Source organism: Psychrobacter sp. Pi2-1 (assembly GCF_904846645.1).
In the GTDB taxonomy this organism is placed as follows: Bacteria; Pseudomonadota; Gammaproteobacteria; order Pseudomonadales; family Moraxellaceae; genus Psychrobacter.
Genome location: NZ_CAJHBO010000027.1, coordinates 21,974 through 33,037 on the forward strand (window position 1 = coordinate 21,974; position 11,064 = coordinate 33,037).

Genomic DNA, 11,064 nt, shown 5'->3' on the forward strand with positions numbered 1-11,064 from the left:
ACTTTTATACGCCAGAATGAATGGCAGTCACTTCTATCTCCCAAGCTTGACTACCGAGTAGGAGCTCATCCGAGATATCTCCTACTTGTAGTCCGATAATAGATTTTGCCAATGGTGCGTTGTAGCCGATCTTAGCTGCCTGAATATCTGTTTCGTCAAATCCAACGATTTCCCACGTTTCATTGACGCCTTTATCGTTGGCAATGTCATTTAGGTTCCAGCGAGTAATACTGACCAAAGAGCCAATTGCCACGTGGCTAGTAGGACGATTGTTTGGATCTATATTGACAGGCCGTGCATGCTGCAATCTTTCGGTTAGTTCCTTGACGGTATGGTTTAAGTTCGCCTCTAGCTGTTGCTGACGATTGAACTCAGGGTTGTCGTGCCAGCCGTCTCCTGACATCTCAAATGCTACTTGTCGATGATCACGTACATCAGCATATTCCTGCTTTTTGCGAGCCAACAAAGCTTTAAGGTTGTCAAAACCAGTGGTGGTCATATAGATAGTGGTTGATTGGGTCATGTGACGCTCCTATACGTTATATTCTTTAAATTGTTTGGCAGCACATCTATACATTAAACAGATGAGCTCACTGCTGATGAGGCAACTATACGCTGTAGAGGCAAAAGGCATAATGTTTGGCAAGCTTGTGCATCTCGAATATCATACTCATTGAGTAGCCTAGTCAGAGTTTCGACAGCGTCTTTGCACATAAGTGTACCCGTGGCTTTTTTGAGTGCATGCCTTTGAGCAATCATTTGTTGTACTCGAGTATCAGGTGCGCTTTGTCTTACGATACGTCGCAAAGTTTGATGAGGTTGCTGGGAGCTGACCTGATACCCTTGATTAAGTAAAGCTGTACTGACATGACGGAACAAACAATCGTATAGCGTCAAATAAGCCTGCTCTGGTGATAAGGTGTTTGAGGGGCTGAGCAGTCGCTGGCGTAAACGATAGAGGCTTCTTTCTTCTTGTTCTAAACAAAAAGTGATGTTGGTCGCAGGCTTGATTTGGTCGGTGTAACGCAGCGCTTTTAATAGTGCATTATCGATTGTCATAGTGCAGTTTGAGTCTGTCATATACGCTCTCTTAATAATAAAAAGGGTAAAAGTGGCTATAGCTAGCTATCACAGCAGCATATCCGTCAATGTGATGCATACTGATGGTTTTGTTTCTAAATCAAATATCAGGGCTGGCTGGTTACGCTGCTAGCCGCCGTTGGTCTAAGTAACAAACCAAAGCATTTTTGAGCTCATCAGCCGATAGAGTGGTCGGATGTAGCTTGGGGTCTGCGGTGGTTGGGAATAAGCGATTGGTCAGTATTTGCGTAGGTGCAGTACAAATAACTGTTGCTACCAGCTCTTCTCCAGGATGATTGATACTGTGCAGTTGATCCGGTGTCATTACATAGCTAGCACCAGCCATTTGCGTAACGTTCTGTAGTTTTTTTAAGTGAGTTGTACCAACATATTGCTTATGCGCTGATACATGGGTTTCATTCTTTTGATGTTTAGCGGTGTACAGATACTCATCTGATAGCAGGGTTACTGCATCGCTATGGACTAATGAGTGATCTTGTGTATAGGACAGGGCAGTTGAGTCATCATTTGCTGCATCTGCCCAGAGCTCACTTTTGAGTGAGCCTGTTAGCACATGGGAAGCAAAACCCCAACGATGGCTATGGATGTTTTCTTCGCAAGAAGTTCCAGCGAACCAAATGTGTAGGCGCAGCTTATAGCCTTGGTCAAGAAGTACCACCTTCAAGAAGCCATTACCATGCCAGTAAGAGCGCGCTGCGATTTGATCAAGGAGTGCTGGTGATTGGGTAATAGAGGACAGTAGGGTAATCATATTGTCGAGATGACAATGCTGGCTAAGTAAGTGAGCCAGTTGGGCTAACGAGACGTCATTAGTAAACGTGTCATCATTCTGATGAATGGTGAAATGCTGATGTAGGCACTCATGAATATCAGTGAGCTGTGTGTTAGACGACTGTGTGTTCGCTAATGAAAGGGCTAAAGGCTTGTTTGCTACTGGTGTCGTCAATGTCATCATGATGTCCTCTAAGCCCCTGTGTGTAGGTGCTATTAGACATCATTGAGAGAATGGCTATGGAGAACAACAAGCTTGTCATCTTTGAGAAGTATGGATTTTTTGGAGTGTCTAGGTTAGAGGTAGAGGTGTAAGTTTTAGCTGATATTGACCCAAGCCCATGGTGGTGTTTTTGCCAATATGTAGCTGCTCACCCAGTTGTAAGGCTGGCAAGAGACGCGTGAGAGTTTGCTGGTCACCGGTGAGGTGTAGGTTTCCTTGTAGTCCATAAAGTTGCATTTTTCGCTGCTGGCGGTTAGAGCGGCGAGGCACATGATTGGCCGCAATATCGACTGCTATTGATAGCGTTTCGATGTCTTCTTTGAACCGATGATAAGAGTCATAGCCTATGTCCCATGGCTCGTCAGGGCTGTGATTGTCTTGGCATAAACGGATGCGGTTATAGAGTGAGGCAATAAATGTGGCACTATCTAGACTGTCTGGGTGGGATACGATGCGGTTGTCTTGCTGATAGCGAAACGGTGTCAAAAACTGCATGGTAAGTCGAATGGACTGGTTAGCTAAGTATGCAGGCAAGTCACTTATTTTCAAATCACGCTCTTTTGAATTGCATGCTTCTAAGTCTGAGAAATTTTGTAGATTTGAGGTTGGTAAGTCTATCGCTCGCGCTGGAGACAGTTGAGGAGAGGTATAGAGCGTTTTGCCATCACAGTCCGCTTGCAAAAGCGTTGCTCGACGGTAAGGGCTATGAGCACCCAGTCCTGTTGTAAGTGCCAGCTCCCATGCTTTGACAATTAAAGTCGTCTCGGTCACTGCAGCCCCCATCACCGTCATACCGAATTGCCATATATCACCTTTTTTGAAGGTCACTGTTTTTTTATCACTCGCCTTCGACTTTTTGGTTTTTTGCACTATATGATGAGTGTGGTCGTAGTCAGCGGTATCGCTAGAATGCTCAAGCATCTGGTCGGTGATGGGTACATGTATGACGTAAGGATTAACGGCTTGAACGGTAGCGTGCTGTAGTGCTGGCATCTCAAATAGTCGAGGGAATTTGCAGTGCTGCTTCAGTGGGCAGTCTCTGCACTCTGGCATATCTGTAACGCAAGTCAATGAGCGTAATGCAACCCCAAATGCACCGCGTAGCATCGAGCCTGAATGCTCGGGCATGTGGAGTGGATCATCTTGGCGTACCGCAAAACGAATGGTAGATAGGTTTGGTCTATTGACCACGGCTGTCGACGATACAGAGTAGGTGTGCATGTATAAGTCCAGATACAAGTAGGGTATTAAAGGCTTAAGACTATAGCAAATCTCAGCCGCAGTTTAGATAGCTATTATCATAAAATATTAATGCAAGCGATAAAGATGTAGCGAAACGATAAGTTTGTCAAAAATACCGCAAAAATAAGTTTTAAATTAAATGTAAGATAGTAATAATTAGCTATTGCACCTGCTATAGACATCTACTACCATGTATCAGATAACTTTAATCGGTTATTCCCTGACAGTTAGGGAGTGGTTTAGACAGGCTACCTCATAAGGTAACTCAACCGTTTAGACGAAAAATTGGTCAATATGTGTACAATTCACTGTAAAAAATTGGTTAAAAAAACACCAACTTTTAAGCCAACATTTGTTCGCTATAATTCAATGATTAAGTATTTGATTTTATTAGCAACAAATATTGGTGTACAGTCTGAACTGCTCCCTGATTTTTAAGGGATTAAGACAAAGTATCGGGATTAGAAATACCCCAGAATTTGCGTCTGAACTGCTCCCTGATTTTTAAGGGTGAGAAGCGTTAAAAAATTACACTGTAATTTTAGCTTCGCAAGTAAAAATCCTTTAAATAGGATTTTTTGAAGACGAGATATACCAGTCTGAACAGAAAATCTTAGATTTTCTCTTGCGTCGGGGCAAAGCAGTGCTTTACTGCTTCCCTCCTCATCCCTGATTCTTAAGGGATTAAAACGCCTCAATACCTTGGTCGTTAATGTTCTCGTCAGTCTGAACCGCTCCCTGATTTTTAAGGGATTAAGACTCTTAATGGGGCCATGACGGTATACCTTATAGTTGTCTGAACTGCTCCCTGATTCCTAAGATGAGAGACGTTAAAAAATTGCATGCCAATTTTAGCTTCGCAAGGGAAAATTCCTTAAATGGAATTTTCTGAAGGATCAGTAGAGTTCTCAGAGGTTTTCGCTGAGTGCAAGAGAATTTGCATTTTCGCAAATTATGTCAAACTGGCTACAATAGTCTGACCAGAAAATCCTAGATTTTCTCTTGCGTCAGTATAGAACGTTTGCGGGCTACTGTCGGACTAGACTAATAAAGCCACCTCTTATAGGTGGCTTTATTGGGTTAATGGCTAGCTGATGTGTGAGTTACTCCAGATACGCTTGTAGCTACTGTATTAATTCACAAAACATACGCAGCTGCTGCTCTGTCTCTTGCCGCTGTGCCTCAACGCGCTCAAATTCATCCAATGCTTTTTTGGCATCATCTTGTGCGATAGCAAACTGCTGACTTAGCGTTCGCTTTTGATTAGCACACGCTTGATCCTGCTGGCGCATTAGAGCAAGCCTAGCCGTAATACTTTTTGTCATGCGCTCATTGAGCATAAACAGTAGCTGCTCTTGCTCTTCATACTGTGACGCACATGCCTGTGCCGCCTGCGAGACAAGACGATAAAGCGCAACGTATTGGCTAAGTGAGTAGGCCGCTTGACACTGGCGCTGGTAATCCTCAAGATCACGTTGACGCGCTTGGCTTTCTCTTTTTAGACGACTCAACGCTTGCTGCGACTCTGCCCGCGAGTCCTGCTCAAACATACTTGCTAAAGAGCACGCAATAGCATCTACTGCCGTGATACCAAAACCTAACCAAAACATACGCGTATTCCTTTGTCAGTAAGCCACTCAATAAGGTAAGACGTTCATTTGGCAACTCATGATTATTACTGTCATTACCGCCATTGGTGTACGCTTTCTATAGTAATAGGTCCAATATCATCCTAGTGCACATCCGTCAAAACCTGTGAGCCTTCAACCATCATACTGCTACTGTGTTTGAAGGCAGTGAGCGCATGACTGCTCAGCTTGCGATGATTGGCAATCAAATCGGATTGCTTGGCTTGCAAGGTATCTATGATAGTTTTGATCAGCTGTAGTTGCTCAATGTCTATGTCCGGATCACATATACGGTCGATCAGCTTGACGAGCATGGTATTTGAGTCGTTATACATTTTCATGACATCTACAGAGTTCTGACGATTGTGTGCCAATGTGACGCCGAACTGTTCACTCAATTGATGCAGATTGGCCATTTGTCTTTCATGATCGTTTTTTTCTTGCTGCATCGCATAGTTGGCTTGTTTATGCATGGTCTCACGCTGCAGGGCTGTCTGATTGGTAGCATGACGATACTCCATGATATGGCTACATAATCTCAAGCCTTCCGTGACTAGCTCATTAATATAAGGGGCGGCAACGATAAGCGATTTTGACATTGTAATTCTCCATATCATATAAATATGCCTGGCTTGACGGCTAGGCGTAGATGTAGCGTTATGGTTCGGTAAAACCATGGGTGAGATGATAGCCAATCAAGTAGGTTGATTGTCAATTTGACAAGCTTGTCATGACTGAGTTGGGTCATACTATTAACGTAAGATAGTTCTGATGATTGGCAATCGTGCTGATTGTATGAGGAGCGAGTAGTATGGCGGCGATTTTTGGGTTGTTAGTGATGTTTTTGATTGGCGGTTCAGTGATGTTGCTGTTCGTCGCTATCATTGGCGCGATTATCAAAGCGGTGATGTATCTGTTTGGTCATCGCTGAGTACAATCGCTAACTACAGTAGATACAAGACTATAGTGAGCGGTTAGAGCGTCTTATCTGTTAGACGCTTCACGCTATAGGGTTCGAGCTTGGCATCAAGCTGGGACAATTGCTCAGCGGACAGCTCAATACCGCGCAGATGCTCTGGAATACATAGGCTCAAATGCAGATAGCTGATACCACACTCGCCTAGATCCGCCACCAAGTTAATGGGCAAAGAACCTACGACTGTGTCACCAGCCGATAGGGTGTCATTACTGCCTAAGTGGGTGAGGTGTGTATCGTACTGATGACCCATGTGATTCATCCACTCAACTGCGCCCTGATGACGGCTGACCAAATAGACTGTCATACTGCTCCTCAACTAAATATACGATCAATGTACTGCTGACTGGGGGCTATTATAGAGGGTGTCGTTTGCCAGTCTTACTATGACAAGCTTGTCAGAAAAAGTATTACACAGATATATTGCACAGTTACGACTTATGTTTAACAATTAATAACCAGTGCCGCTTGCTATCAATGATAGTCAGTATATCAATATCGCTGTTGCACAGATGGATGACTTGCATTACTATAATATAGTGAGCTATCACTATTCACACCCTAAGTGATTAGGGGCGGATTCAGACTTTATCTGACGAAGATATGGGCTATTATTTAACGTTTCAGACATATAATTGGTTATTATTTATACAATTTATGGTAAAAAATTGGTTAAAAAAACACCAACTTTTAAGCCGACTTTTGTCGATTAAATATTGATATATAAGTTATTGATTTTTTTGATAATAAAAATGGTTGTACAGTCTGAAACGCTCCCTGATTTCTAAGGGATTAAGACAACTAAAACGTTACTTATAGGTTGGTCACCGGGGTCTGAAACGCTCCCTGATTTCTAAGGGATTAAGACATAATACGTACTTTATTCTTAGCATCTTGGTTTGTCTGAAACGCTCCCTGATTTCTAAGGGATTAAGACACTAGAGAGTTAGGAAATTGGATAGCTTTGGTTAAGTCTGAAACGCTCCCTGATTTCTAAGGGATTAAGACTTAGCGTATACCTGTTCCCCACTAGACGTAGTTGTCTGAAACGCTCCCTGATTCCTAAGGGATTAAGACGATTTAGTTTTAACTGAGCGCATAGGATTCTCTGTCTGAAACGCTCCTTGATTTCTAAGGTAAGCGAGGATCAGTAAGCGTGTGGGGCACGCTTACCCGAAGCGCAAGGCAAGAGCTATGCTCGCGCAGCCGTTAAAATGGCAGATAGGATTTTCTTAAGACGAGATACACCAGTCTGAACAGAAAACTCTAGATTTTCTCTTGTGTCGGGGCAAAGAAGTACTTTACTATGTCCATCTTCATTCCTGACTCTTAAAGGATTAAGACTCTTTATCAGTGGTACTTGTGATACGACATTAAGTCTGAACTGTTTACTAATTTTCGAGATATTAAAAAGGAGGTTCATTATGTGGATTATCAATACTTATTAATATGTACAGAAAACCCTAGATTCTCTTTTGCATCGGGATAGAGCTGTGTAATGCTTTATAAAATATAAAAAAGGACACAACGTCATCGTTGTGTCCTTTTTTGTGCCTTTAGATTCTTTGAGACTACTTAAACTTTCTATATCGGATAACATATCTATTGATAATTAAAATAAAGTTGACTACTATTGTTTATTCAATTAGCTATGTCTATTAGCTGTATTTCATAGATATATTTGTGGATTGCAAATAGCATTTACACCTTACGAATGAGACTGAAATGAAAAAGAATAAGACTAAAGTGGCGATGATATTGGGTCTATGTGCAGCATTTGGCGCAGGTAGTGCAATCGCTGGTTTACAAGCTTTTGAATTAGAGAATACGGAGCAACCTCAGTGTGGCTACAAAGATGACAGAGGAAAAGTCATCGTACCTGCAAAATATTATGGCTGCGGTGGCTTCTCTGAAGGTATGGCTCGTGTCGCAATCATGAAAATGGGAATGGTCAAAGGCTATGACGGCGGTGAGGACTACGAAGACTATCTGTACTGGCAAGGCTATATTAACGAAGCAGGAAAATTAGTCATACCTGTTGAGTATCAAGCACCGATGACTGGTGGCTATTATATTGATTTTCGAGATTTCCAAGAAGGTATGGTAGCCGCATATAAAGACGGTAAATACGGCTATATGAATAAGGCAGGGAAAATGACCATACCTTACTTATATCAGAGTGCCGGTGATTTTAATGATGGGCTAGCAGTGGTGAGTAAAAATGATAAATTTGGAGCAATTGATAAAACGGATAAAACAGTCGTACCGTTTAAATTTGACTGGCTAGATGACTATTCAGAAGGATTGGCCAGATATAACACATCTACATTGGGTGACGAAGATAGCAAAACAGGTTTTATAGACACCTCTGGCAAAACAGTGATAGCAGCCAAATGGGATGAGGCAATGGAGTTCTCAGAAGGACTGTCTGCTGTCAAGACTGGAGACTATAGAAGTGGTAAATGGGGCGTCATCGATAAAAAAGGTAAGGTCATTGTTTCACCAAAATATGACATGGCTTATATAGAGCCAATGGGAGATGCGGTAGATATTGATGGTGGCCGCTATGAAAATGGGAAGCTCGATGTCTATAACCTAAATACTCAAAGCACTAGTGCTTATGATAATGGCTATGACAGTATCACGCGCTATACATTAGACCGCCAAGGAAAAGTACTGTCCAAAAAAACCTATACAGATTGGAATGAGATAGACCAAGAGCGCTATCCGCAAAACGATTAGTGAGCCTTGAATTAAATATCATAGACTATGTGATAACTGATATTTAATTCAAACTATAGTCAGCCGAAAGACTCAACTAGCCTATAGAAATATCGTCTTAAAATACTCTTTAAGGAATTGTAATGTCATTAAGTAATAAACTATTTATCAGTCCATCTGTTGTTATTGAATCTATGCGGGACAATGGTTATAAGAATACAGCCTATGCTGTAGCTGAATTAATAGATAACAGCATCCAAGCTGCTGCGACAGAAGTCTACTTTGTTGTATATGAAAAACAGATACAAAATACTGATGGTTCAAAAGGTGGGAAGCAAATTGATAAGATCGCAATTATCGATAATGGTAGTGGTATGCCACCTGAAATCTTACATGCAGCATTAGAGTTTGGCGCTTCCGAGAACCGTAAAGATTTAAAAGGCATGGGCAAGTTTGGAATGGGATTACCAAACTCAAGTATTTCACAGTGTAGAAGAACAGATGTTTATAGCTGGCAACATGGTAAGCCAGCTTATACTACTTATTTGGATATTAAAAAAATTCAAGAAGACAAGCAGGAACATATCCTTTATCCGCATCGAACTGAAATTCCTGATTATTTATCATTACCTTTTGAAGGAGATGTTTCTAATTCTGGTACCGCAGTAGTTTGGAGCGATCTAGATAAGTTGCATTGGAAGACTTCTGCGGCACTACTACGAAACACTCAAGATATTATCGGTAGAATGTATCGCCGTATGATAAATAATGGCGATGTTAAGGTAATTTTCCAAACCTATTATATGACTGATGATGCTTTATTTGGATCTGAATATATATTAGATAATAGCACGTCTTTTGTTGCTAATGATCCTCTACAACTCATAGTTAATACCACTCTTAAAGACATCAAGGACTACCCTGAAGAGCTTAAAACAAAACCTGCTTTCAAAACTGCCTTTTCTGATAGCTTCGAGATATTGTTGAATAATGGTAAAAAAGGGATAGTAACTATTACCTCTGCTATGATCGCTGATGAGTTGGTTGAAAAGCTCCGAGAATCAACGACAGGATATATTGGTAATACTGATATAGGTAAAAAATTAAAGAATAATATTGGTCTTTCGATCATGCGTGCAGGTCGAGAGCTAGATTTGATAGAGAATTTTAAAATCTTCGATGATAAACGTAAAGACCGATGGATGGGCGTAGAAATTGAGTTTGAGCCAGTGCTAGACGATTTCTTTGGTGTGACTAATAATAAGCAGTCTGCTAATAAGATTAGACCTATTGATATGCAAGATATTATGATCCAACAAGGTTGTAATGAGCCAACAGAAGCGTTGGATTTACTTGAAAGACAAAATCCTGAAGATGCTCAACTTGTAAAATGTTTAAATAAAATTATCTCAGCATTTGAGATGTCATATCGTAAAGTAGACGCTATCAACCTAGCGGGCTTAAAGCATCAAAGTGTAGAACATCATAGGATGAAGACCGATAGTGTGAACCTGAAGGCTACTTATGTTAATGAGAAGAGCAGTCAAAAAAGAGGTGGAATTGACAAGTCTCCTACGAAAGAAAGTCTGGAAAAAAGCTTTAAAGACTTAGCTGATAAGGGACTGCTATCTAAAGAAAAAGTGCCACAAATGATTGAAGAGATTTTAGAAAACAATCTGCGTGTCAAGTTTGAAGAAATAAATCTACCATTTGACCAGTTTTTTGATGTAACTGTAAGCGACGGGTTTATCTTAATTGAAATCAATCCAGAACATACTTTCTACAAAAACTTTATCCAAAATGCTACTGAAGAGAATAAAGACTTACTTAAGCTAAGTTTGGCTGCTTGGGGGCATATGGAGTCAGAAGCAGTCTCATCAGATAGAAGAAGGCAATACGAAGTGGTTCGTCAAAACTGGGGTCAATTCCTTTCTGAATATATGGCAATGGATGGGCAGTGATACATACCATGGTAATCTCAGCTTTGCCAGTAAAAATCCTAGATTTTATCTTACGTAGAAGCAAAAGCTTGATAGCAGCTCATAAATGAGAAAGCACACAACATAATCGCTGTGTGCTTTTTGATGCCTATATATTTTAAATAAAACCATTATTGTTGAGATAGGTTCAATCGCTTTTACTTGTTATTCAATATTTATCGATATACGTTAAATTAAATGAAGTTATATTAAGCCTAGAAAATAAAGTTACAGGTTGCCTGAGCTATGCTGAAGAAACCGTACAACTAAACTTGGTAAACTAAGCGTATTAACTAGAGTTTACCATGACCAAGAAAGTAAGAACCTACAGTGACGAATTTAAAGCAGAAGCCGTTAAGAAGATAGCAGACAATAACGGTAATGTTTCAGCCACAGCCAAGCAACTTGGCATAGCGATGCAAA

The 11,064-nt window shown here is 41.0% G+C and carries 10 protein-coding genes and 1 CRISPR repeat array; of the genes, 3 read left to right on the plus strand and 7 right to left on the minus strand.

Going from position 1 to position 11,064, the window contains the following annotated elements:
- Positions 1 to 4: 4 nt before the first annotated feature.
- The 7 genes from JMX91_RS12205 to csx16 form a co-directional block, all read right to left on the minus strand.
- Positions 5 to 523, minus strand: a complete 519-nt coding sequence (locus JMX91_RS12205) for a GreA/GreB family elongation factor (RefSeq protein ID WP_201549384.1) — start codon at positions 521 to 523, stop codon at positions 5 to 7.
- A gap of 53 nt (positions 524 to 576) precedes the next feature.
- Positions 577 to 1,080 carry a hypothetical protein gene (locus tag JMX91_RS12210; protein ID WP_201549385.1) on the minus strand — a complete coding sequence of 168 codons (504 nt, stop codon included), beginning with the start codon at positions 1,078 to 1,080 and terminating at the stop codon, positions 577 to 579.
- 121 nt (positions 1,081 to 1,201) lie between these two features.
- Complete coding sequence (locus JMX91_RS12215; protein WP_201549386.1) at positions 1,202 to 2,056, minus strand: hypothetical protein; 855 nt, start codon at positions 2,054 to 2,056, stop codon at positions 1,202 to 1,204.
- A 108-nt stretch (positions 2,057 to 2,164) separates the two neighbouring features.
- Positions 2,165 to 3,316 (minus strand): CRISPR system precrRNA processing endoribonuclease RAMP protein Cas6, encoded by a 1,152-nt coding sequence (cas6, locus tag JMX91_RS12220; RefSeq protein ID WP_201549388.1) that lies wholly within the window; start codon positions 3,314 to 3,316, stop codon positions 2,165 to 2,167.
- Positions 3,317 to 4,461: 1,145 nt separating this feature from the next.
- Positions 4,462 to 4,947: a hypothetical protein gene (locus JMX91_RS12225; RefSeq protein ID WP_201549389.1), complete on the minus strand. Its 486-nt coding sequence runs from the start codon at positions 4,945 to 4,947 to the stop codon at positions 4,462 to 4,464.
- A 122-nt stretch (positions 4,948 to 5,069) separates the two neighbouring features.
- On the minus strand, positions 5,070 to 5,564 hold the full coding sequence (locus JMX91_RS12230; protein ID WP_201549390.1) for a hypothetical protein: 495 nt from the start codon (positions 5,562 to 5,564) through the stop codon (positions 5,070 to 5,072).
- A 375-nt stretch (positions 5,565 to 5,939) separates the two neighbouring features.
- Entirely contained in the window at positions 5,940 to 6,248 is a 309-nt protein-coding gene (gene csx16, locus JMX91_RS12235; protein WP_201549391.1) for a CRISPR-associated protein Csx16, read from the minus strand.
- Between the two features lie 456 nt (positions 6,249 to 6,704).
- A CRISPR array of direct repeats spans positions 6,705 to 7,019; the repeat unit is 37 nt; unit sequence GTCTGAAACGCTCCCTGATTTCTAAGGGATTAAGACA.
- Positions 7,020 to 7,666: 647 nt separating this feature from the next.
- Between csx16 and JMX91_RS12240 the strand changes: the two genes are divergently transcribed.
- From JMX91_RS12240 to JMX91_RS12250, 3 genes are all read left to right on the plus strand, one after another.
- A complete protein-coding gene (locus JMX91_RS12240) occupies positions 7,667 to 8,683 on the plus strand; it encodes a WG repeat-containing protein (protein ID WP_201549392.1) in 1,017 nt (338 codons plus the stop codon).
- Between the two features lie 122 nt (positions 8,684 to 8,805).
- Positions 8,806 to 10,623: an ATP-binding protein gene (locus JMX91_RS12245; protein ID WP_201549393.1), complete on the plus strand. Its 1,818-nt coding sequence runs from the start codon at positions 8,806 to 8,808 to the stop codon at positions 10,621 to 10,623.
- A gap of 323 nt (positions 10,624 to 10,946) precedes the next feature.
- The coding region (locus tag JMX91_RS12250) for a transposase (protein ID WP_201549394.1) at positions 10,947 to 11,064 on the plus strand (118 nt) is incomplete at its 3' end.